Origin of the sequence: Nocardia blacklockiae (assembly GCF_015477355.1) — a bacterium.
GTDB lineage: Bacteria > Actinomycetota > Actinomycetes > Mycobacteriales > Mycobacteriaceae > Nocardia > Nocardia blacklockiae.
Map to the genome: position 1 here is coordinate 1 of NZ_JADLRJ010000001.1, position 23,329 is coordinate 23,329.

The window sequence follows — 23,329 nt, forward strand, 5'->3', positions numbered from 1 at the left end:
AGCTCCCACTGCTTGTCCGTCAGCACCTGGTACCGATCACCGGTCAGTGTCGCCACGGCGACCATAATGCATGACCGGCCCGCTGTTCGGGCTGGTCATGCAAAATCTATTGGGAGACAGGCCCTAGCGCGGTTCAGTCGGCACGAACTCGATCATTTCGTCAGTAGTACTGAACCAGGCAGAATTCATGGTCCTCCGGATCGGCCATCACCACGACCACTCCTTCCTCGTAGTCGTGCCGCTCCCCGGTGAAGCGGCCGCCGAGCGCGACAACCTGCGCCATGCCCTGCTCTATGTCCTCCACCGCCACGTCGAGGTGCAGGCGCACCTTCCCCTTCTTGGCCTCGGTCACGGGCTGAAAGACAATGCGGGGCAACGGATCGTCGAGCGTCCCCAGATACACCCAACCCGGTTGGGACGGTCCCGGCGGCCGATCCAGCAACGCGCTCCAGAACCCGGCCACCCGCTCCACATCGAGACAGTCGACCGTCACACCGATCCAGCGATTCCTCATCGCACCACTCTGCCGGACGAACAGGTTCCCGCAGCGACACGTCGCCGCACCGCGACGGGGTCGGAATCGGCGCAGTTGCTGGTGGGCGGCAGCTCTCCCTGGGCGCCGCTGGAATCGACGTCGAACGCATGGAGCCCATCAAGATTCGGGTGCAGTGGGTGGCGCGCGTCGGTAGTGCAGCCCTGTACGTGCTCGACGGGCCACGCGCGACGACCGATCACCGCCGCATGCGTCGATATCGTCGACGGCACCCACGCCTGGCTGTGCTGGCGACGGGATTCGCATCCCTCAGCGTTTGACGAGCGTATCGGCGACCGCGCGGATATCGTGCAGCAACCCGGTAGGTGGCTGTTCCAGATCGAGGACGTGCTGATGGATGACGACGCCTGTGTGTTTGATGCGATGGGCACGCCTCGGCACGTTTCCCCGGGCGTAGACGAGGTGACCTTCAGGCAGGTTCAGCGCGGTGCAGTAGGCGAGCATTTGGTAAAGGTCCGCGTCGGGGAAGCCTGCGGGCTTTTCGGCCTTGTATTTGGCGTCGGCCACGGCGAGCGGGGTGCCGTCGGCGGCGTAGTAGACGAAGTCGGGAACCATGCGGATCGCGTTCCGTTCGTCGAGGTGATGGGTGGCCTGGAGAACCGAGTGACCGCCACGGTCTGCAAGCGCGTCGCGAAGCGCGACGGTGACGAAATCCTCGAACACCTTCGCGAGGTCGAACAGAAAACCGTGTACCGCGACCTGTCCGGGCCGGTGCTCCACGGAGGTCCCGCGTAGCACAAGGCCCGCTAGGTGCAGAGCCTCGAGATAACGGGCGTTCAGACGACTGGGATTCCAGGTCGGTAGTGGTGTGCCGCGCGAGATCGGGGTGACGTCTGCGAGCCGGCCACGCAACCGCAGCAGCGTGCGGCGCACATCGGTGGGAATACCGGGAAGACGGAGCAGGGTGTCGTCGGCCGTGCGCAAGAGGCGGTTCTCCGCGATGTCGATGGTGTACTCGTTGTGAGTGATCTCCAGCGGGATGAGCCTGCCGTAGTGACGTCGGACCTGCTCTGCATTGCGCACACGGCCGCGGATGACCAGCGCGGTCTCGTCGGTCTCGCGATAACCCTTCAACAGCCCTCGGTGCAGTGCGTGTTCCGCTTGGCGTGCGAAGAGGCGGGCGAACGTGGGCAGCAGGTCGCGTTCCTCGTCGACACGGACATGCTCGCCGCGCCATCCCTTCGGATTTCGGCTGTAGCCCAGCAGGAACAGCAGCCGGGCGACGGGCATCTTGGGCGCGATTCGAAGGCTGATCGCCTCGCCGTCGGAGACGGGCACCGAAGCGACGCCGACGACGCTCTTCGCCCGTAGCCGCCAGTTGCCGGGGATCTCCGGGTCCGGAGTCGCCTCGACCACCCCCGACCGTGCCAGTGCCCGGCCCGCCGCGTCACTCAGCGCCCGCGACAGCGGCGCTGCGTATTCTGTCAGCGCTACATCGATCATTCCGAGGACGGCGTACTACTCGCCGCAGGTCCGACAGTGGAGCGCAATGCTGGAAGACCGTACCGCTGCACCACATTCAATGCGTCGCCGTAATGGTGTTCTTCCAGCAGCGGAAGGATTTTCGTGCGCCAGACGCGTTCGAGGCCACCGTCGCGGTAGACGCTCTTCTTCATGAGATAGGACGGCCCGATCAAGCAATCCTGGTCGTCGATGCGGGAATTCAACGCGTCGAGCAGGTCGGCCGGTTCCGCATCGTGGCCCTCACGCTCGAGCCACCGCCGCAGCAGACCGCGGGTCGGCTCTGCCCTCGGGGAGAGCTCCACGAAAGCGAACCTCCGCCGCATCGCCGAATCCACCAGCGCGACAGAGCGATCGGAGGTGTTCATGGTGCCGATGACGAACAGGTTCGGTGGGAGCGCGAAGTCATCGCCGGAGTATGTCAGCGGCACGGACTTGTTGCGGTATTCCAGCAGAAAATACAGTTCTCCGAACGCTTTCGCCAGGTTCGCGCGGTTGAGTTCGTCGATGACGAGGAAATGGGGGACATGGCGGTTCCCTTCGCGGGCCGCCAGGTCGGCAAGTTCGCGCAGCGGACCGTCGGTGATCCGGAAGCCGACTTCGCGAGTTCGCGGATCCTCTCGGGGCCGGAAGCCCTCGAAGAAGTCCTCGTAGGAATAGGACGGGTGGAACTGTACGAGCTTGACCTGTTCCGGGCCGCCGCCGAAGAATTCCGCGAGTTTCAGCGCCAGGTAGGTCTTGCCGGTGCCGGGCGGGCCGTAGAAGACGAGTTGCCGCTCGTCCCATAGCAGTTCGCGAATTTCTCGAAGCCAGTCGAGGTCGTGCACGAGCAACTCTTCCGCCAGCTCGGCGGTCGGTTCGGGAAGTTCGAGTTCGCGGCGCGCGAGCATGGCGATCTCCGCACTGACGTCGTCCGGCGACTCACGGGCCTCCTGTTCCAGCTCCTCATCGGTGCGGCCGAGCCCGGCTACCAAGCCCGCGACGGCAGTGAGATCGACGACGTCATGCTGAACGGACAGCTTTTGCTGCAGCTCCTCGGGAATGTCTTCGTAGGGATGGCCCTCCGCTATCCACTCGACCGGCCTGCGCAGATTGGATCGGCCGCCTTCGGAGACAACCTGCTCCGCAGCTCCGATGATTTCGCCGACGTAGACGAATCCTCCGGATATCGTGCACACCGTGTCGCCGGGCTTCATCTTCGACAGGAAGGCGTGCAGTTCCTCGACCAATTGGAGTCGCTGGTTGTATGTGAGGACGGCCTCGTAGTCCTCATCGACGAATGTCCGCAACTCCGCTTTGCTGATATCCGGATCGACCTCCCGCAGGTGTTCGGCCGCGAGGCTGACCAGTCCATCGGGTCGCCAGAGTCGCTGCACGAGATCGAAACCGGCGATGTTCGAGCCGCGCACCAGCCAGGTACGGGTAGGTCCGGACCGGGTGCCGTCCATGAAGTCTCGGAGCGGATGTCCCTGGGTGGTCCGCCATTCCATGAACCCGTTCGCACTGCGCCCGAGAACGACCTCGGCGGCGGCTGACGGTGAACCACAAACGATGTCCTCGATCGTTTCCAGAAGTCCTTCCCACCTTCGCGAGGGCGTGATCCGGCCGCTCGCGAGGAGATCCTCGCGGAACTTGTGTGAAGAGGGCATCCATTTGGCGAACGAAGGCACGACCTGCGGTCGGACCGGGGAGCCGGCCAGGAGCAGGAACTTCCGGCTACCGCGAGTCCCGACTTCGGGTAGCAACCGACCGTGAGCGAGATGGCCGCTGTCGGGCAACCGGAGCTGGAATTCGAGGGTGTCGCTGGTCATCAGAGGTGAGAGCTCCTGGCGGGTCACGGGGCTGCCATCGAGCAGTCATACAGTTCGGACAGGCATCCTGCGCTGCGACCGGGCTCGACGGATCGTCGGAACCGACAGCGGCCGACATAGGTACCGGCAATGTACCAGGGCTGCGCGCCACCGGGGCGGCGATCTTGTTGGTACCGTACGTGATTCGCTTCCACGAGTTCGCGCATCTCCCGATCTCTATTGCTCACCGAGCTCGTTCCCGGTGCCCTTTGACTGAATTGTCTTCGTATGACCGAATTTTCGGGTGACGCCTCGAATTCGTTGTTCGCGCTTCACCGGAGATCGGGTGTGGGCGGAGTATGTTGTGTGCGCTTGCCCGCAGGGTCATTCGTCAAACAATGGGAAACGGAGTTCTCCTCGATGCGTCTGTGCCGAGCGATGGTGATCGCGGCGGGTTTGTTGTCCGTGGTGTTTACGGCTATGCCTGCGGCGGCGGCGCCGCTGCAGCCGGGTACCTACCGGATCTTCCTCGAAGCGCAACCCGCGTACGCGCTGGCGCCACCGGTGACGGCGTCGCGTCCCGTGGCGCAGGCGGGGCGCGACGACGGGGCCGACATCAGCGGGTGGGAACTCGCTCTGATCGCCTATCGGCCCGCCGGGCCGATCTTCCAGTTGCGCAATGCGACGACTCGGATGTGCTTGCAGCCCAGACGGATCGACGCGGTCAGCTACTCCGTGGGTCAGGACGTGTGCACGGTGGACGACGCCGGGCTGTGGTTCGTCGCGCGGACCGCCGGGAACTACCGGATCTCGCTGGCGTCCGACTCGAGCCTGACCGTGTACGCCGATACCGCGCAGGGAACGGCGTTGCTCGGCCGCGTCGGGGATCAGCCGCACGCGCGATGGATCCTCCACCGGCAATGACCGATCAGGGCGTGCCCAACAGGCCGGTGGCGAGGTCGGTGAAGGTGGACATGGCTCGGTGGAAACCACTGGGACCCAGGGAGATTCGGGCCGCTCCGGCCGCTGCCGCGGCTGACCGCCCGTCGAAGGGCGGAGCCAGGTTGGCGTTGACCGGGGTGGCGAGATCGGTAGCGAGTTGGCGGATTACCTCCGGGTCGGTCAGGCGCAGGGGATAGACGCAATCCGCCCCGGCGGCCAGGTACAGCCGGGCTCGGCGGATCACCTCCGGTGTGGCGGCGGGGCCGTGGTGCAGGTAGGCGTCGATGCGCGCGTTGAGCACGAGGTCGACGCCCGCTGCCGTGGCCGCGGCGCGGACCGCGGCGAGGCGGTCGGCGACCAACCCGGGGTCGGCGAGCGTCCCGGGCGTCCGGTGATCGGAGTCCTCGAGGTTGCAGCCGACTGCCCCCGCCGCGAGCAGCCGATCGACGAGTTCCGTTGCGTCGCGGCCGTATCCGTCGAGGAGGTCCGCGGTCACCGGTACCGGGACGGCGCGCGCGATCCGCCGCACCACCTCGAACAGCGGATCCAGCGGGGTGTCCGGACCGTCCGGCAGGCCGAGCGCGGCGGCGACGGCGGCGCTCGAGGTGCCCACCGCCTGCCCGCCGGCGGCGACCACGCGGTCCGCCGACGCGACGTCCCAGGCGTTCACGAGAAACAAGGGTCGTCCTGGAACATGAAGGGACCGTAGGAGTTTCGCGGCGTCGCTCAGCTCGCTCATGCCCGCACCCCCGCGGTGTCCCGTGCCGACCGTTCCGCTCGCCGGACAACGGTGACCGCGGCGAGGACCGCGACCAGGCTGAAGCCCGCCGCGACGAGGGAGCCGCGCCGGAAGCCCTCGGCCAGGGCCGGTGTCCCGCCGCCGGACACGCCGCGCGCCACGGCGATCGCCACCGCCGCGACGACGGCCGTCCCCAGCGCGCCGCCGATCTCCCGCGCGGTCTCCACCATGCCGCCGGCTAGCCCGCTGACCTCCTCGGGTATGCCGACGAAAGCGGCGACCTGGATCGACACCAGCGACAGGCCCACCCCCGCGCCGACGGCGAGGAACCCGGGGAACAGGTCCGGCCAGTAGGCGGCGTGCACCGGCACGCGGGCGAGCCACAGCAGCCCGGCCGCCGAACTCGCCTGTGCGACAACCAATGACCACCCGGCCCCGAGCCGCGCCAGGACCACCGGCGCGATCCCCGCCGCCACCACGACCGCCGTCGCCGCGATCGCCAGGTACGCCACGCCCGTGCGCAGCGCCGAGTACCCGAGCACCTGCTGCATCAGCAGCGAGGCCTGGAAGATCGTCGCGAAGAACGCCGCATACACCAGCGCCGCAACGAGATTCGCGGCGTTCAGGGTGGGCCGCCGGAACATCGACAGCGGCACCAGCGGCTCCGCCGTACGGTGCTCCACGACGACGAACGCCGCGAGCAGCACGACGCCGGCCGCGAGGAAGCCGAGCGTCACCGCCGAGGTCCACCCGTGCTCGACGCTCTTGTTGATGGCGTAGACCAGCGCGGCGAGCCCGGCGGTGACTGTCACCGCACCGGCGGCGTCGAATGGCCCGCGGTGGATTTCCCGGTCTGCGGGAACGTATTTCGCGATCAGCGCGACCATCGCGGCGACGATCGGCACGTTGATGAAGAAGACCCACTGCCAGCCGGGCCCGGCGGTCAGCGCGCCGCTGACCACCACGCCGACCGAGGCCGCGCTGCCACCGGCCGCCCCGAATACGCCGAGCGCCTTGGTGCGCGCGGCGCCCTCGGGGAACGTCGCGACCAGGATGGCGAGCGCGGCCGGAGCGGTCAGCGCCGCACCGACGCCCTGCACCGCCCGCGACGCCACCAGCTGCGCGAACGACGCCGAGATGCCGGCGGTGAGCGAGGCGACCGCGAACAGCGTCAGGCCCAGCAGCAGCATCCGGCGGCGGCCGAGCAGGTCACCGGCGCGCCCGCCGAGCAGCAGCAGACCGCCCAGCAGCAGGACGTAGGTGATGACCACCCATTGCAGATCGCCGGGCGCCAGCCCGAGATCGGCCTGGATGGCGGGCAGGGCCACGTTCACGATGGCGATGTCGAGGGTGATGATGAACTGGGCGCCGCACATCAGCGCGAGAATCGCCCCGGGATGCAGCGTCCGCCGCTCGGAAACCGGTGGCGGCAACAGAATTTCGTCGACCATACCCTGCACAACCGGCCGGGCCGCGAAAACTCGTCGCGGCCGTCGTCAGCCGAGCGTGGCGGGCAGCCCGAACAGCGGGAACAGCTCCGGTTGCAAGAACGCGTGCAGCGCCACGATCTCGCCGCCCGCGCACTCCAGCACCTGGATGCCCACGGCCTCGAAGCGGTCGCCGCGGTCGCGGTACACGGCCACCGCGGGGGAGCCGTTGGCCTCGGTCGGCACCAGCCGCTTGTCCCGGCAACCGAGATCGGACTCGATCAGCCAGCGCCGGAACGCTTCCCGGCCGGACAGCCAGAACGCCACCGGCGGCATATCGATCACGGCGTCGTGCCGCAGCAGCGCGACGATGCCATCGATATCGAAGCGCTCGAAGGCGGTGACGTAGCGTTCGAGCAACTCGGTGTCGATCGGTTCGTCCGCACCGGGCGCCGCCGGTGCCGCCGCAAGGGCCGACCGGGCGCGGCGCAGCATGCTGTTGACCGCGTCCACGCTGGTGTCGAGCAGTTCGGCGACCTCGGCCGCGCGCCAGCACAGCACGTCTCGCAGGATCAGCACGGCGCGCTGGCGCGGCAGCAGATGCTGAAGGGTGGCGACGAAGGCCAGCCGCACCGACTCCCGGGAGACCGCCCGCTCCGAGGGATCGTCGGCGAGGGCGGTCGGAAAGGGTTGCAGCCAAGTCGATTCCGGCAATGCCGGGCCGAGCTCGCTGTGCGGGTCGGCGGCGGCGACCAGGTCCATCGGCAGTGCGCGCCGCCGCCGTTCCCCGGCCGCGTCGATGCACACGTTGGTCGCGATGCGATACACCCAGGGCCGCAAGCCCGCCGGATCGGCCAGGCCGCCCGCGGAACGCCAGGCCCGCATCAGGGTTTCCTGCACGGCGTCCTCGGCCTCGAGCGCGGAGCCGAGCATCCGGTAGCAGTAGCCGAACAGTGGTTGCCGCAGGGCGGCCAGGTCCCGTTCCAGCGACGGCGGGGCGAGAACTGTCGTGGGGTTCATCCGCGGTGACTCCTCGAATCGGACCGGTGCGTTCGCAGAGAACGCCTTCGACAGGTATGACCGGGGAAGTCACCGAAACTCGTCGCGCCGACCGGCACTAGCGCGGCCCTCTGCGTGCCGTCAGGTCAGGGCGGGTGGCCCGGCCTCGATGCGGGTGCGGAGTTGTTCCGGGATGACGGTGGAGCCGTCGCTGAACCACCAGGTCGCGCCTGCCGCGGCGTAGTCGCTCGCGCGCGTGGCGGAGGGTTCGGCGCTGGGGGACCAGATCGCGATGTCGCCGTCCGGCCGTCCGCCCGCCGCCACGAAATCCTTTCGGATGCCGACCAATTCCTCCGGTGTCGGCAGCCGGAAGTCGTGTTCGGGGTCGCGGATCTGCGGGAACAGGCCCTCCGCGTTCCGGGCGGCGCGGACCGGCGTCCGCCGGGGCCAGAATCCGCTGGTCCACACCGGCACCTCGATCGGAGCGAAGCGGGCGCCCGACACGCGGTAGTGCTCACCGGCGTGTTCGACCTCCCCGCCCGCCAGGATGCGTCGCAGGAGAACAGCGGCCTCGTCCAGCCGCGAGCCCAGCCGGGCGGCCGACTCGCCGAAGTTCGTGTAGTCCGTCGCCACCCCCGCGCCCAGTCCGAGAATCAGCCGCCCGCCGGACAGGCGCTGCAACGTGGCGGCCTCCAGCGCCAGCTTCCACGGTCGCCGCCGCGGCGCCGGAACGACCATCGGTCCCAGCGTGATCGTCGTGGTCGCCTGCGCGATCACCGACAGCACCACCCACGGATCCACGACCGGCGGTGGCGCGTCGTCCAGGGGACCGATCAGGTCGTAGAGAAAGAAGCCGTCCCATCCGGCCTGCTCAGCCGCGACGGCGAGATCGCGCACCACAACCGGATCGCCGTAGGGGCCGTACGAGGGAACGTAGACACCGAATCGCATAGCGCCTGCAACCCCCGAAGGAGGCCAACCTATTCCGACACCGCCGCCCGGACTCGCTCGCTGGCCGCCAGCGCCGCCAGCTCCGCGCGCGAGGAGACGCCCAGTTTGGTGTACAGCCGGGTGAGGTGTGCCTCGACCGTCTTCTCGCTGACGAACAACTCGTGCGAGATCTGCCGATTCGTTCGGCCCCGGACTACCAGGTCGATGATTTCGGACTGCCGCTCGGTAAGGCCGCCCAACCGGCCCGGCGCGCTATCCGTACCGTTCGTACCACCCCGGCCGCTCGTACCGCGGGCCTTGTCGGCACTGCTACCACCGCCTGCACCGCTGGTACCGCGCGCGTTGTCGGCATCGCCGGTGTCGCTGGCACCGCTTCCACCACTACCACCGCGGGCGCTGCCTGCACCGCCGGTGTCGCTGGCACGGCGCGCGCTGTCCGGACCGCCTGTGCCACCGGCACCGCGCCCGCCGCGCGCACCGTCTGCACCGCCCATGCCCTCCGCACTGCTCCCGCCGCCCGCACCGCGGCCACCGCCCCCACGCCCCACCCCCCGCTCCTCGATCCGCCGCAACGCCGCGCGCGCCCGTTCCGTCAGCCGCCCCGCCCCGCACAGCTCGGCCGCCATCTGCGCGGCGTCGAATTCCCTGCGCGCGGCGGCAATGTCGCCCAGGTCCGCGAGCGTCCGACCGAACAGCAGGCGGGCGCGGGCGGCGTCGACGGGGGTGCGGCTCACCTCGTAGGCGTGCACGGCTTGCTCGGCGCTGGCCGCGGCGGCCCGTTTCTCCTCGCGCGCCGACTGGACCCGGGCCCGGCAGTAGCGGGCGTCACCGAGGCGCATGTACATGGCGGGCATGGCGTCGACGATCGATTCGACGCGCCGGGTCGTGCGCTCGGCGGCGTCGACGCGGCCCAAGCCCAGTTCGGCGTCGACGAGAAATCGGTAGAAGTGCGGCATGGTCGTCGGGAAGATCGCGTCGAGCAGTTCGCCGCCCGCCACCTTCATCAGTTCCTGCCGTCCCTGGCGGCAGCGGCCCGCCTCGACCAGCGCGGAACCGTAGACCAGCGGGGCGTGCCAGGCGAACAGGGCGTTCGGCGCCTGCGCGTTGACCCGCATGGCGAGCGCCCCGGAGGCCAGGGCGTCGGTGTTGCGGCCCAGCAGCATCAGTATCCAGCACCGGGTCGCCTCGGTGAGCGCCACGATCGGCGAATTGTCCAGCAGCAGAGCCGTTTCCACGGCCGCGTCGGCGGCCTTCAGCGCCCGGTCGAGGCGGCCCACCATCATCAGTGCCAGCGCCCGCAGATGCTGGAGTTCGACGAGGTAGCGCCCGTGGCCGGTGTCGCGGCACAGCCGAATGCCGCGATCCGCGTGCGCCGCCGCGTTCTCCCAGCGTTCCAGCGACACCTCGGCGTACACGACATTGGTGAGCCCGTCGAGCAGCGCGGGCGCGACCTCGGTGTCGGAGAGGCCGTCCAGCGTGGCGGTCGCGGCGTCGAGGTAGCGCTTCCCGTCGACCAGCGACTGCCCGCAGTGCATGGTGCCCATGTAGGCCCCGGCCGCGGTGGCCACCAGGGCCAGTCGCCGGTCGCCGCGGACCTCCGCGCTGCGCTGCACGGCCGCGGTGACCTCGGCCGCGCGCTGCCAGTCGCGCATCATCAGATGGTTCCGGGCCAGTTCCAGCCGCAGCCGCGCGTCCTCCAGACCGCCCGGGGTGGTGAGCGCCAGGGCGGCGTCGAGCAGCCGCCGCCCCTCCGCCGCGTTGCCGAGACCCTGCTCGGTCAACGCGATACGGGTCATGACGGCCACGCGGTCGGTGTGCTCGCCGGCCGGCAGCAGCGCCAGGGCCTCGCGCAGCACCTCGGCGCATTCGCCGAGATGGCCGGTGGCGCTCAGCGCGTCCGCGAGCGCCGTCGACAGGGCCAGCCGCCGCGGTCCCGCCGCCGCGTCGGGCAGCAGGCGCAGCGCCGCGCGGTACCACCGAGCCGCCGCGGCGGGCGCGCGGGGCGCGGCCGAGGTGCCCGCCGCGGTCAGCAGCTCGATCGCCAGCTCGTCACCGACCTCGGCGTAGTGCTCGATGTGGTGGGCGCGCACCGACAGCGCCGCGCCCCGGCGGGCCAGCGCCGCCGCGGCCCGGCGGTGCGCCCGCCGCCGCCACCCGTATCCGGCGCGCTGATAGATGGCCAGCCGCACGATGGGGTGGCGGAAGGTCAGCCGTCCGGGGGTGCGGGTCTCCTGCACCAGCCCGGAGCGCACCAATTCGTCCATCGCCCAGCGTGATTCGTCCTCGCCGAGTTCGGACACCGCGGCGGCGAGCTCCACGTCGAACACACCGCCTGCGACGGCCGCGGATCGCAGCAGCAGGCGCGCGGCCGGGCTGAGCGCCCGCACCTCCTGCTCCAAGGCCGCGGCCACGGCGGGCGGAACGCCCGAGGCATCCGGCGAGCGGGGGCCGCGCGGTACGGATCCGTCGGACCGCGCTCGCGCACGGGCCAATTCCTGGAGATAGAACGGATTCCCGCCGCATTCGGCATGCAGCTCCGCCAGTTCCGCAGGCGTGCGCCCGGGAAGCAGTTCGGCGGTCTCCGCCGGGGTCAGCGGACCGAGTTCGAGCACGGTGAGCGTCTCGTCGTGCACGGCGGGCTCGAGTAGCGAGGCGTCCGCGTCGGGCAGCTGCCGGGCGCGGTGGGCCAGCAGCAGAGCCGAGCGCGGCACCCGATGCCGCAGCAGGTGCGCCACGAATTCCAGTGAGGCGTGGTCGATCCAGTGCACGTCGTCCAGCACCAGCAGCACGGGGCGGTGAACGGTCAACTGCCGCAGTGCGATACGCAGCGCGCGGTGGCAGCGGTGCCGTTCGGCCTGCAGCGGCGTCGCCAGCGGGGAAGCCCAGCGCGACAGCGACGGCAGCAGCCGCGCCAGCTCCGCCAGCGCCTCGGTGCCGAGGCCGGTCAGCTCGGCGGGCGGCAGGGCGGCCAGGGCATGGTCGAACGCGTCGATCACCACGCCGTAGGGAATTCCGCGCTCCAGCTCGGTGCCGCGCCCGCCCAGCACCCGGAAACCGAGCGCCTCGGCGCGCGACACCGCCTCGCGGAGCAACCGGGTCTTGCCGATCCCGGGTTCGCCCGTCACGCACAGCGCCGCGGACGCCCCCGCGCGCGCGGTCTCGAATCCCGACTCCAGCGTGCGCACCTGCGCCACGCGGCCCACCAGTGGCCGGACACCTCGTCCCGGTGACAGCACCGACACGTCACCTCCGGGTGATCGCGAGCCCGGTACGCCAATCCTCCGGGCCCTGCCGCGTGGATAGTAGCCAGCCCGGGAGCCGCTGTCGCAGCGAGCTGTTCGCACGGGTGGAGGGCCGGATGTAGGGATATCCCTACTGTCGCCCGCGCGGCCGAGGTCCGATTCTGAGTGCGGCCGGCGCATTGTCGCCGATCACAACGAGATTGGACAGAACGGGCCTGTGAATTCCTCCGCGCTACATCCCAGAGTATCGGTTCCGGTGGTGGCGGTGCCGCCGCACGAAGTCGCCCACGACGCGTTGGTCGACGCCGTACGGCAGCGGTACGACGGCGTCTTCCCCGCGCACGACCCGCGGTCCGCGACGGTGGAGCGAGCGCTCGGGATGGCCGGCCGGCTCGCGATCGATGCCCACCCCCTGCACCTGCCCGTCGCGGAGATCGTCTCCGGACGCGGCCTGGCCGACCGGAACCGGGTGGCCTGGGAAGCGTTGCACGCCTACGCGATTCCCGCGGCCCGCGCGGCGCTGGAGTCGGCCGGGCGCACCGGCGCCGAGGTGGACGCGGTCATCTTCGAGACGTCGACGGTGGTCGCCATGCCCGCACCGGTGACGGCCGTGGCGCGGGCGCTGGGGCTGCGTCCCGACTGCGCGGCCCTGCCCGTGTTCGGCATGGGCTGCCGCGGCGGGGCGCACGCGATCACCCTCGCGGCCACCTGGCTGCGCGCCCACCCCCGGGCCACGGTCCTGATCGTGACCGCGGATTTCGCCTCGCCGCACTTCCACGTCGAAACCGAGCTGGACGAGACCGGTCTGGTGGGCAGCATCGTGTCGAGCGCCCTGTTCTCCGACGCGGCGGCCGCGGCGGTGGCGTCCTGCACCCTCGACGAGGGCATCGAGATCGTCGACGTCGCCCGCTACGAGGTGCCCGGCACCCCGGACGCGATCACGTGGGCCGCCACCGACGAGGGACTGCGCTTCCGCCTCACCACCGACGCCGTGCGCTCGATTCCCGCGGTGGCCCCGGCCTTGCGCGGCTTGCTCGACCGACAGGGCTGGCGCGCAGGCGATCTCGGCAGCTGCGCGCTGCATTCGGGCGGCAACACCATCATCCGCGATGCCGCCGACGCGCTCGGGTTGACCGCGCGGCAGGTCGCGCCCGCCTGGCTGTCCTTGCGCCGGGGGAACCTGATGTCCTCGGCGGTCCTCGACGCGCTGGCCCTCATCGCCGCCCGCCCGGAACTGCGTCCCGCGTGGGGCACGCCGCTGCTCGGCGCGGGCTTCGGCCCCGGTTTCGGCATGGACGCGTTCGCCGGGCGCGCTCTGCTGCCCGCCGCCCACACCGCGGAAGAGCTGGCAGGCGTCGTGGCCGGCTGACCGCGCGGCACCACCAGCGCCACGATCACACCCGAAAGGACAGCGATGTCGTCCGTGCCCGAACCCGGCCCCCTCGACCGGATCATCACCATCGAGGAGCACCTGCTCCCGGATTTCCTCACCGAGTACGTCAGCGGCGCCCGCGCGAATCTGGATGCCGCGTATTGGACTGCGGCGGAGGCGAAACTGCGCGACCTCGGCCCCGAGCGGCTGGCCGACATGGACGCGCACGGCGTGCGCACGCAGGTGCTCTCGCCCACCGCGCCCGGCATCCAGGTCGAACCCGACGCGGCCAAGGCCACGCTGCTCGCCGCGCGCACCAACGACCTGATCGCGGCGACGGTGTCCGACGCGCCCGAGCGGTTCGCCGGATTCGCCACCGTGGCACTGCAGGACCCCGCGGCGGCGGTGCGCGAGGTGTGCCGGGCGGTGCTCGAGCTCGGTATGGTCGGCGTGCTCGTCAACGGTCACACCTGCGGCTCCTATCTCGACGAGCCGCAGTACCGCGAGTTTCTGGAAACCGTTGCCGGACTGGGTGTCCCGCTGTATCTGCACCCGTCGAATTCGCCCGACGCCTGTGCGTGGTCGGAGGGCCACCCGCAACTGCGCGGCCCGCTGTTCGGATGGGGCGTGGAGACCGCGGCGCACTTCCTGCGCCTGTTGTTCGCGGGGATCTTCGACCGACCGGAGACGGCCGGGCTGACCGTGATTCTCGGGCACGCGGGCGAGGGACTGCTCGCTGCGCCCTCCCGCCTGGACTCGCGGTGGCAGGTGGCGAACGCCGAGCGGCACGGCCGCCACCTGGACCGCGCGCCCTCGGAGTACTTGCGCACCAACCTGTTCGTGACGACCTCCGGGGTGACCGACCCGCTGGCGTTCTGGGCCGCCGTGGAGGGCGTCGGACGGAGCCGGGTCGGGTTCGCGCTGGACTATCCGATGGAGGAGATGGGCCCGCAGGTGACCGCGCTGCGGAACCGTTGGCGGGTGGACAGTCTCGGTGTAGCGGCCGACGACGAACTGCTCGCGGACGTCGCGTGGCGCAATGTCGGCCGATTGCTCGGTCTGTCGCACGGCGTCTACGGGTCGCGCGTCCAACCGATCAGCGGCTGAGGGCGGCACCGTGACCGGGACTCGCGAGTCGACGGAGCACACCACCGGTGTCGGGACCGGCGGCTGGGTTTCCCTCGCCGTCGCGCTGGGGGCCGCCGGATTCAGCCTGCGGCCGCCCGTCACCGGCATGGGCGCTGCCCTCGGATTCGTGCCGGACGGTGCGGAATTCGGCTCGGCGATCCTGGGCTGGGTGATCACCGTGCCCCTGTGGTGCTATGCGCTGGGCGGGGTGCTGACACCGCGCTGGGCACGCCGGTGGGGCGCGATGCGAACCGTGGCCGTCGCCCTGGCCGTCATGACCGCCGGCCAGCTCGCACGCGTCGCCGGTAGTGCGGTCGCACTGCTGATCGGCACCACGGTCACGGCGCTCGCCACCGCCGTGGTGGCAACCCTGCTCCCCGTCATCGCCGGACGGTCCGCCAGCCGCCTGGCCCGCATCACCGCCGTCTACGCGTCTGCGATCGGAATCGGCAGTGCTGCAGGAGCTTTCGTGACGGCACCGGTGAGCGCGGCCACCTCTTGGCGCTGGGGCCTGGGAATCTGGGCACCGGTGTGCGCACTGGCCCTCGTCCTATGGCTGCGCGCCTTACGGCAACCTGCGCTTCCCATATCAGCAGCACCTTCCGCGCCCGGCGCGTTGTCGGAGTGGGGTAGGGCGTTGCGGGGGTCGTTGGCTTGGGCGTTGGCTGTGTTGTTCGGGGCTTGGGCTGTGTTGGCGTTCGGCGTGATGAGTTGGTTGCCGTCGATGTATCGGGATGCTGGGGTGGGTGGGGCGTGGGCGGGGGTTTTGCTGGGAGTGGCTGCGGCTGCGGGGATTCCGGTTGCGTTGGTGTTGCCGGGGCGGATGCGGCGGGCCTGGGGTGGGCCGCGTCGCGCTGGCCCGGTGCTTGTCGCCACTTCGGTTCCGGCCGTGGGGCTGCTCGGTCTGTGGTGGCTGCCCACGGCTGCTCCCTGGCTGTGGGCGCTCTGCCTCGGCGTCGGGCTGGGCGGCTTGTCCCTGATTCTCACGCTGATACCGCTCGCAGCGCACGAATCCGGCACGGCCACAACGATTTCGGCGATCACACACGGCGTGGGATACGCCCTGGCGGGCGCGGGCGTCGCCGCCCTGAGCGCGCTGCATGTTCATCAGGAGGGGTGGGGCCCGATCATCGGGCTGCTGCTCGTGACCTGCGTGATCCAGGCCGTGGCGGGGATGGCGGCGCTGCGGCACGCCCCTGCGGGCGATCGGCACGGCGGCTCTCCAGGAACCTTGCCGAAGCTACGCGGTCTTCGACTACGTACGCGCTCGAATGCGCGCGAATCGAAGCCCGCTGAATCAATCGGCAACGCGCCCTGACGGTTTCACCAATCGCAGAGCCTCGGCGCGATCCCCCTTCCTGGAGTTCTCATGAACCACGACCACACCGTCCGGCAGCTGCTCGCCGAACACCCGCAATCGACCGACCTCGGCGGACATCGACAACGCCGCATTCACGACACCTACTTCCCGGCGAGCACCGAAGAGGTCCGGCAGCACATCCTCTCGGCCGCTCGCACCGGAATTCCCTTGTACCCGTTGAGCACCGGCCGCAACTGGGGGATGGGGTCGCGAAACCCCGTGCGCGACAACTGCGCGGTGCTGGATCTGCACCGGATGACGGCCGTGCGGACCCTCGACCTGGACCGGGGGTACGCGGTCGTCGAGCCGGGCGTCACCCAGCGCCGGCTGGCCGCGCTGCTCGACGGCACGCCGTGGATGCTCAACGTGACCGCCGGATGCGCGGACGCGAGCATCGTCGGCAACACGCTGGAGCGCGGCGACGGCACGATCCGTTCCCGCACCGAGGATCTGCTCGGCCTCGAGGTGGTGCTCGGCACCGGCGAGATCATCACCACGGGCGGGCTCGACCGCAACGGCACGCGGCCCGGCTGCACCGCCGGCCCCGACCTGACTCGCGCGTTCGTGCAGAGCAATCTCGGCGTCGTGACCGCGATGGCGGTCGGCCTGATCCCACGGCCCGAGGCCGCGACCGTTGTCCACGCCACCTTCGACAGGTCGGTGCTCGGCGACGCCGTCGACGCCACGATCACCCTCGGCCGCGCCTTCCGCCCCACCCTGGGCATGCTGCGATTGAAGGAACTGTTCGTCGTGCCCGACGGCGCGGTGATTCCGGACGGAGCCGACCCGGCGCACGTGACGATCCAGCTGCCCGTGCTCGGCTCCCGATCCGCGGTGCGACCGGCCCGAAGAGCCATCCGCGCAATCCTTTCCGAGATTCCCGGACAGGCCTCCCTGCGGACGGTCGCCGCCGAGTCCGTCGTGCCCGGCGACCCGCTGTACCCCCAGGCGCAGTTCGCCCGCGGGACACCGTGCTGCGCGAATCTGCAACGCCGCCTGGGCATCACCGCCTGCACGGAGGTCGACCACGCCGACATCGGCTGGCTGATGTTCCTTCCCATCGTCCCGCTCGAGCGCGAAGCGATGCGCACGGCGGTCGACCTGTTCACCGGCGAGGCGGAGCGGTACGGCACCGCGGGCATGCTCGAGTTCAATGTCGTCTCATCGCACAGCACCAACCTGGTCGCGCAGATCCCGTTCCGGCGTGAACCCGCGGCGGTCGCGCGGGCACACGCGCTGCGCGACGCGGCCCGCAGGCGGTTCCTCGACGCGGGCTTTCCCCCGTACCGCTCCGACATCGACCACGCCCCAACGGAATTGGCCGACCGTGCCGCCACCTACAGCGACGGACCACTGACCGCCCTCAAACAGGTCTACGATCCGGCCGGAATCATCGCCCCGGGCCGATTCCTGGTGACCAGCCGATGACTGCCGCCACGAACTCGCCGGGCACAACCACCGAATTCGATTGCGTGATACTGGGTTCGGGCGTCGGCGGCGCACTGCTCGCCTTGCTGCTGGGCCGCCGGGGACAGCGAGTGTTGCTGCTGGAGGCCGGATCCCGGCCGCCCACCCGAGGGGCCGAGATCTTGAAGGCCCGCGGTATCCGGGTGCTCGCCGAGCACGGCCTCCTCGCCGAACTGCTGAATCGCGGAGCCCTGGAGCGCGTGCGCATCGACATCTACCACGACGGAGCGCTGCTGCTCTCGTACGATTTCGCCGAATACACGCGACTCGGGCTGTTTCTCATCGTGCCCTACTCTCGAATCGTCTCGGTCGTTCTCGACGCGTGCGCCGAGTTGCCGAATGTCGACCTCCGATTCGGCCGCCGCCTGCTCGCACTGTGCAGCGAGCAGTTCCCCGTCTCCAGTGCGATGCTCGACGACGGAACGAGTATCCGGGCGCGCACGTTCGTCGACGCCGCCGGATCCCTCTCGGCGCTCGGCACTTTCGTCGAATCCGCGCGCGACGTCACCAGGCAGGGGCAGGTGCTGCGCATGGCCACCGTGCCCGTCACCGCCAGTGTGCTGTCGCGGAACCGGCTCTATTTCGGCTCGGGCGGCGGGCTCGCCTATTTCTATCCGATCGACAACCGCACCGCCCGGGTATTCGTCGGGTTCCCGCGCGAGCAGGACGCACGGATATTCGACGAGCACCGCGACGACCTGCGGGCACGGCTCGCGGATTTCGTCACCGACACCGATGACGCCGTAGCTTTGCTGCGAGCCGACCGGTTCGCGCGGGTGCCGATAGCGGTCTATACGAGTAAGCCCTACCACCGAGAGAACGTCATACTGCTGGGCAGCGCCGCGTTCTCGCCACATCCCATGACCGGCCAGGGCATGAGCTACACCCTCGAGGACGCCACCGTGCTCGCCGAAATCCTCACCGAGGCCACCGACGCGCACCGGCTGGAACTGCTGCTCCAGGAACGATACGAACCACGCCGCGCACTGCACGCCCGGCTCGTCGCCTACGGTGACGCCCTAGCCGCCTCGTACCACGACCGCGCCGCCTATCTGAGAGCTCACGACCCGGTTCTGCACGGGGGCGACCGCTGAGCTGTGCCGCGTCGGCATAATGTTTCGATTCGGCTGGCAACAGGGTGGCGAATGTGCGACAGTCACGGGCATCGAGTGGCCGGGCGGTCGACCGGAACCACTCCGGCGGCCGTGAGTAGAGGGTGAGAGCTGGTGGCGACGAGTTTTCCCTTCGCCGAGTCGACTGCGAATCGTTTGTCCTTCCGAGACCGTGACGCGCTGTACGCGCGGCTGCACGAACGGCCGGAGCGCAGCTATCGGCACGCCAGCGGATTGCGCATGGTGTGGCGCTACGACGACGCGCGGGAGCTGCTGGAGGCGACGGAACCCGGTATCTCGAACGCGAATTCGCTGCAGCCGCTGGTCGGTTACCGGCGCATCGCCGCGGACCCACGTGCCGTCGTCCAGTTGTGCCGGCATCTGATTCCGTTGCCCGCCAAGGCAACCGCGGACTGTACGGACGACGTCCTGCACAAGCGCGTGTGGGACAGCATGGCCGGCTCGACCGGGCATTTCACGATCACGCCGGGCCTGCGTTCCCGGCGAACGGCCGAGCTGACCGCGCACGCCCAGGCGGTACTGGACGAGTGGGAGCCGGGGCGCGGGGTGGCGGCCGACGCGACGGCGTTGTCGATCGCCTACGCCGCGCGGGTCGTCGGCTCGGCGGTCGGCCTGCCCGCGGCGGAGTGGCCGTCGGTGGCGCAGTGGAGCGGCGCGCAATCCGGGCTGCTGGGCCGTGCGTTGCGCGGCCGCGAGCTGGTCGACGCGGTCGGTGCGCTCGGGCGGTTGTTCACGGTGAGCGGCCGGACCGTGGCCGCCGCCCGGCGACAGCGGACGGCGGGTTTCGCCGGGCGGCTGGCCGACGCCGGGATTCCGCACCGCGTCGCCGTGTCCGCGATGGCGAACTCGCTCGCCGCGGGCGTGCACACCGTGAGCGGCACCATTCAGCAAGGGCTGCAACGACTTCTGAGCGATCCCGACCGGGCCTGGTGGGAGCTTCTCGCCGGGCCCGACGCCGGTCGGGTCGCCGCCAAGGTGCTAGCGCTCGACCCGGGCCTGGTCGCGTGGAAACGCGCCGTGCTCCGGCCGGTGACGCTGCGCAGCGGCACCACGCTGCCGGCGGGACCGGTGCTGGTGATGTTCGCCGCCGCGAACCGCGACCCGCTCGCCTTCGACGATCCCCTCGACCTGCGTGCCCCCGGCAAACTGCCGCTGACCTTCGGCTTCGGCAGACATGTCTGTCCGGGTAAATCGTTGGCGCAGTTGGCGATCGAGGTCTTCCTGACGGAACTGCGCCTGCGCGCTCCGGAATGCCGTCTGGATCAGGACGTGCGAACACCGCGAGACCGCCCGGACGATCTCCTGTTCAGCGGTGCCGACATCAACCTCATCGGGTAGACCGCGATAGCGGCAGCGCCACCGGCAGGTCGAGCTACGCCTGATGCCAGGTCGGCAGCGGGTGGGAACCGGTGTTTTCACTGATTCGGGGCGTGGGGGAGGTGGGGAGAATGTGGACGCTCGGAGTTCGGGAGTTACGGGAGGTATGTCGTGGGGTTGGCGAGAGTTCACAATTTCGCTGTTTCGCTGGACGGGTTCGGGACCGGGGCGGGGCAGAGCCGGGATGCGCATTTCGGGCATGCCGGGGAAAGGCTGCACGAGTGGATGTTCGCCACTCGGTGGTGGGAGCCGACCGGGAGTGTCGGTGTCGACAACGCTTTCGTGCGGCAGCACGACATCGGGATCGGGGCCGAGATCATGGGAGCCGGGAAATTCGGTCACCCGGGATGGCACGAGGATCCGGAATGGCGAGGCGCGTGGGGTGCCAACCCGCCGTTCCACACGCCAGTCTTCGTCCTCACCCGGCACACCCGGCCGCCGATCGAGATGGAGGGCGGAACGACCTTTCATTTCCTCGACGCCCCGCCCGCCGAGGCACTGAAGACGGCCCGCGACGCGGCCGGTGATCGAGACGTTCGAATCGGCGGCGGCGCCACCGTGATTCGCGAATTCCTCGCCGAAGGTCTCATCGACCACATGCACGTCGCGGTGGTCCCGATTCTGCTCGGCCGGGGCGTGCGCCTCTGGGACGGCCTGGAGGGACTCGAGCGCAACTATCGAATCGAGTCCGTCTCTTCACCCAGCGGCGTGACGCACTTGACGTTCACCCGCACCCCCTGACCGCGCCCGGCTGCATTCCCGGAGTTCAGCGCAGCAGGTCCGCCACCGGTTGCATTCTGTCGCGCCAGTTACGCGGCGGCGGATTGTTGCCGGGCGGCGCGAGGGAGTTCCACGGCGTGCGATGCACACCCGAGGCCCATTGGTCGGTATCCGTGGCGGCTACGATCGCGGCCCGGGCATCACGGATGCGCTGTGGATCGGTGGGGTCTGCCAGCAGTCGGTCGACCTGACCTTGCACCAGCCTCGCGTGCTCGTTTCCGATCCAGGTCATCATCCGGGCCGCGCCGTTCTGGTCGATCCCGCCGAGTCCGGCACCGGCGGGTGCCGGATCTCCGCTGGCCAATTGTTGCAAGGCCTGTATTTTGCGGCGCGCAGGATTGGCCATGTAATCGGTGACCCAGGCGGTTTGCGGGCCACCCGGGATTCCGCCGTCCAGCGTGACGCCACCGGGATTCGCCCGACGGTACCGGAACGTCGACGCCTGCAGAGTGGCGAGATCCGCCGCTGTCTCCGCCGCGTCGCCGCGATTCCGCGCGACCCGGTTGGCCGAATGCTGTGTGCGCTGCATCGCCGCGACGACGTGACCCAAATGCTTGTCGGCGAGTGTTTCGTCCTCGGCGTTGGCGTCGACGATGCCCCAGGACCGAATGCCGTAACCGATGAGCCGCTGATCGGAGAACCCGGCTCCCAGCAGTGCGCCCTGCGCGTCGCCGAGCGTGCCGCCGCGATCCTGGAGACCCTGCAGTGCCGCGGCCACACCTTTGACGGTGTCCACGCCGCCGTAGCGTGCGGCGCCTCTGCGCGCGGCTTCGGCGAATTGCTGGCGATTGAGATACGACTGGCGATACCACCCTTGCTCACCGCCGAATCCCGGACTGTTCCACACGCCCCACGTCGCGCGCTGCGCCCTTCGCTCGGTCCGCGAGAACGGGCGGAGCGGGGAGCGCGTGCGCCCGGCCAGCCATTCGGTGGCCGGCGAATTACTGATCGTGCTCACTGCGGCGAGTCCGGTCAGCATGCCCGCGGCGAGCGTTCCATTGGCCCGCGTGGTTCCCATTCCCATGGCGGCGCCGGACGTGCCGCCGCCCGAGCCGTTTCCGAGTGTGGCGCCCGCCAATCGTTGCGCCAGCCAGTCGTGACCGCGATCCATTCCCTTGCTCAGCCGCGCCAATTGGAAGATGGCGACCACCATGACCACCGCGGCGATCATCATCACCGAGGTGACCTGTCCGGGCGCCTGCCGGAAGAGATTCCCGATGAACAAGGTGTAGATGCCGACGAACACCACGTAGACGAACATCCGCGCCGCACCGATCAGCACGTCCGTCACATCGCGGATGAGGGCGATCTGCGTCGGCCCGTAGACGAAACCGCCGAACGCGACCCCGAAGATGAGCCGGAACAGATGATAAATGGTGCGCATCGTCGACCCGAATACCTTGCCCGCCAGATACGCCGAAAACCCCAGCAGCACAATGACGGAAAACATCAGGATCAGCCCGGCGCCGACCTGGCCCATCCCCGGATTCTTCGCGTGCGCGTACGCGTCCATGTCACCGCACGCGCGCATCGTGTCCAGGACCCGGTCCGCGCTGCCCGCCTGCTGGCCCGCGCTCCACCCCGCGCCACAGGCCGGCCGCTCGTCGACGATGTGCCCGAAGTTCCACACCTGTACCGGTTTACGCGCGAAATTGTCGGCGAGCGTTTCCTGCATCGACGCCACGACACGGTCCGGATCCGGGTTGTCGTTGCCGTTCACGCCGGCCGCGACCGCGATGCCGACATTGCGGGCCTGGACGAAGAACCCGTCGGCGGACAGCACCTCGCCCAGCGGATCGGCGAGGAACACCGGGCCCAGCACCGCCACGGCGAACATCGTCACCACCTGAACCTTCGCCTTCGCGAAATGTCCACGGATGAGGAAGATTCCGACGATGAGGGCCCCGATGGTGACGCCGGTGATCAGGGCGGCCGTCGTCGCGACCTGATCCGTCATCCCGGCGGCGACGCCCTGCAGGGCCGCGCCGACCGTGTTCAGCCAGCCGAGCCCGAGCACGAATCCGATCATCCAGATCGCGGAGGTCACGATCGCCATATAGCCCACGAATTCCAGCTCCAGCAGCGCCGATACCACCGTCTTGCCCGGATTGAAGAAGCTGTAATCGGTCACGATCAAGTAATTCGACAACGAGACACCCGACGAATCGCGCACGTCCATCCACGAGAGTTCGCCGTTCGCCGACGTCCCGGACTGCGCGGTGGCGACCGCGCCGACGATCCCCGGAAACACGAAAAGCGCGATGAAGACGGCATACACTTCGACGGCCCGGCGACTCGTCAGAAAGCGGCGCTGCGGTGAAAGCATTCTCTATGACCTTGCCAGAGCAAACGGTACGGCGACGGCCGTGATTGTGAAATGCCAATTTTCGGTATCGGAACCGATAGTAGTTGCGGGCCAGGGCTTTTCGGATCGGGAGTATCACCGGTCAGCGGTCGTATCGGTGAAATCACCGGTGTCGCGCCACCTCGATCTCGAGGCCCGTCTCCCGGCCGTCCACATGGAAGGGGGTCGGGGCTTACCGGCGCTCCGCGGCGAGGTCGACGGCAACCGGTGCTTTACGTCTTACGCGGGCCCGGCGAATCGAGT

Annotated in this window: 17 protein-coding genes; 8 read left to right on the forward strand and 9 right to left on the reverse strand. The window is 69.6% G+C overall.

Annotation, left to right across the window (positions count from 1 at the left end; translation table 11 throughout):
- Positions 1–160 precede the first annotated feature (160 nt).
- From IU476_RS00005 to IU476_RS00015, 3 genes are all read right to left on the reverse strand, one after another.
- On the reverse strand, positions 161–514 hold the full coding sequence (locus tag IU476_RS00005; RefSeq protein ID WP_195095252.1) for a VOC family protein: 354 nt from the start codon (positions 512–514) through the stop codon (positions 161–163).
- A gap of 288 nt (positions 515–802) precedes the next feature.
- Entirely contained in the window at positions 803–1,996 is a 1,194-nt protein-coding gene (locus tag IU476_RS00010) for an McrC family protein (protein ID WP_195095255.1), read from the reverse strand.
- The gene (locus tag IU476_RS00015) at positions 1,993–3,825 is read right to left on the reverse strand and encodes a DUF4357 domain-containing protein (protein ID WP_195095257.1); all 1,833 of its coding nucleotides are present in this window, start codon (positions 3,823–3,825) and stop codon (positions 1,993–1,995) included. Before IU476_RS00015 ends, IU476_RS00010 begins: the two co-directional genes overlap by 4 nt.
- Positions 3,826–4,092: 267 nt before the next feature.
- Between IU476_RS00015 and IU476_RS00020 the strand changes: the two genes are divergently transcribed.
- On the forward strand, positions 4,093–4,728 hold the full coding sequence (locus tag IU476_RS00020) for an RICIN domain-containing protein (RefSeq protein WP_195095259.1): 636 nt from the start codon (positions 4,093–4,095) through the stop codon (positions 4,726–4,728).
- Between the two features lie 4 nt (positions 4,729–4,732).
- Here the strand turns inward: IU476_RS00020 and IU476_RS00025 are convergent, their stop codons facing one another.
- The 5 genes from IU476_RS00025 to IU476_RS00045 form a co-directional block, all read right to left on the reverse strand.
- Positions 4,733–5,485, reverse strand: a complete 753-nt coding sequence (locus IU476_RS00025) for an isocitrate lyase/PEP mutase family protein (protein WP_195095262.1) — start codon at positions 5,483–5,485, stop codon at positions 4,733–4,735.
- Positions 5,482–6,936, reverse strand: coding sequence for an MFS transporter (locus IU476_RS00030; RefSeq protein ID WP_195095264.1), 1,455 nt, complete (start codon positions 6,934–6,936; stop codon positions 5,482–5,484). Before IU476_RS00030 ends, IU476_RS00025 begins: the two co-directional genes overlap by 4 nt.
- A 45-nt stretch (positions 6,937–6,981) precedes the next feature.
- Positions 6,982–7,932, reverse strand: coding sequence for an RNA polymerase subunit sigma-70 (locus IU476_RS00035; RefSeq protein WP_195095266.1), 951 nt, complete (start codon positions 7,930–7,932; stop codon positions 6,982–6,984).
- Between the two features lie 120 nt (positions 7,933–8,052).
- Positions 8,053–8,862 (reverse strand): LLM class flavin-dependent oxidoreductase, encoded by an 810-nt coding sequence (locus IU476_RS00040; RefSeq protein WP_195095268.1) that lies wholly within the window; start codon positions 8,860–8,862, stop codon positions 8,053–8,055.
- 29 nt (positions 8,863–8,891) lie between these two features.
- Positions 8,892–12,098 (reverse strand): helix-turn-helix transcriptional regulator, encoded by a 3,207-nt coding sequence (locus IU476_RS00045; protein ID WP_195095269.1) that lies wholly within the window; start codon positions 12,096–12,098, stop codon positions 8,892–8,894.
- A 271-nt stretch (positions 12,099–12,369) separates the two neighbouring features.
- Here IU476_RS00045 and IU476_RS00050 point away from each other — a divergent pair, with 271 nt between their 5' ends.
- From IU476_RS00050 to IU476_RS00080, 7 genes are all read left to right on the forward strand, one after another.
- Positions 12,370–13,473: a hypothetical protein gene (locus IU476_RS00050; protein WP_195095270.1), complete on the forward strand. Its 1,104-nt coding sequence runs from the start codon at positions 12,370–12,372 to the stop codon at positions 13,471–13,473.
- Between the two features lie 45 nt (positions 13,474–13,518).
- Positions 13,519–14,583, forward strand: a complete 1,065-nt coding sequence (locus tag IU476_RS00055; protein ID WP_195095273.1) for an amidohydrolase family protein — start codon at positions 13,519–13,521, stop codon at positions 14,581–14,583.
- 10 nt (positions 14,584–14,593) lie between these two features.
- The gene (locus IU476_RS00060; RefSeq protein WP_195095275.1) at positions 14,594–15,922 is read left to right on the forward strand and encodes an MFS transporter; all 1,329 of its coding nucleotides are present in this window, start codon (positions 14,594–14,596) and stop codon (positions 15,920–15,922) included.
- 51 nt (positions 15,923–15,973) lie between these two features.
- The gene (locus IU476_RS00065) at positions 15,974–17,392 is read left to right on the forward strand and encodes an FAD-binding oxidoreductase (RefSeq protein ID WP_195095277.1); all 1,419 of its coding nucleotides are present in this window, start codon (positions 15,974–15,976) and stop codon (positions 17,390–17,392) included.
- On the forward strand, positions 17,389–18,525 hold the full coding sequence (locus tag IU476_RS00070; RefSeq protein WP_195095279.1) for an FAD-dependent monooxygenase: 1,137 nt from the start codon (positions 17,389–17,391) through the stop codon (positions 18,523–18,525). The genes IU476_RS00065 and IU476_RS00070 overlap by 4 nt, the downstream gene beginning before the upstream one ends.
- 174 nt (positions 18,526–18,699) lie before the next feature.
- Complete coding sequence (locus IU476_RS00075; protein ID WP_195095281.1) at positions 18,700–19,902, forward strand: cytochrome P450 family protein; 1,203 nt, start codon at positions 18,700–18,702, stop codon at positions 19,900–19,902.
- A 150-nt stretch (positions 19,903–20,052) separates the two neighbouring features.
- On the forward strand, positions 20,053–20,682 hold the full coding sequence (locus tag IU476_RS00080; protein WP_195095283.1) for a dihydrofolate reductase family protein: 630 nt from the start codon (positions 20,053–20,055) through the stop codon (positions 20,680–20,682).
- A gap of 25 nt (positions 20,683–20,707) precedes the next feature.
- Here IU476_RS00080 and IU476_RS00085 read toward each other — a convergent pair whose 3' ends face one another.
- Entirely contained in the window at positions 20,708–23,047 is a 2,340-nt protein-coding gene (locus IU476_RS00085; protein WP_195095285.1) for a hypothetical protein, read from the reverse strand.
- Positions 23,048–23,329: the final 282 nt, after the last annotated feature.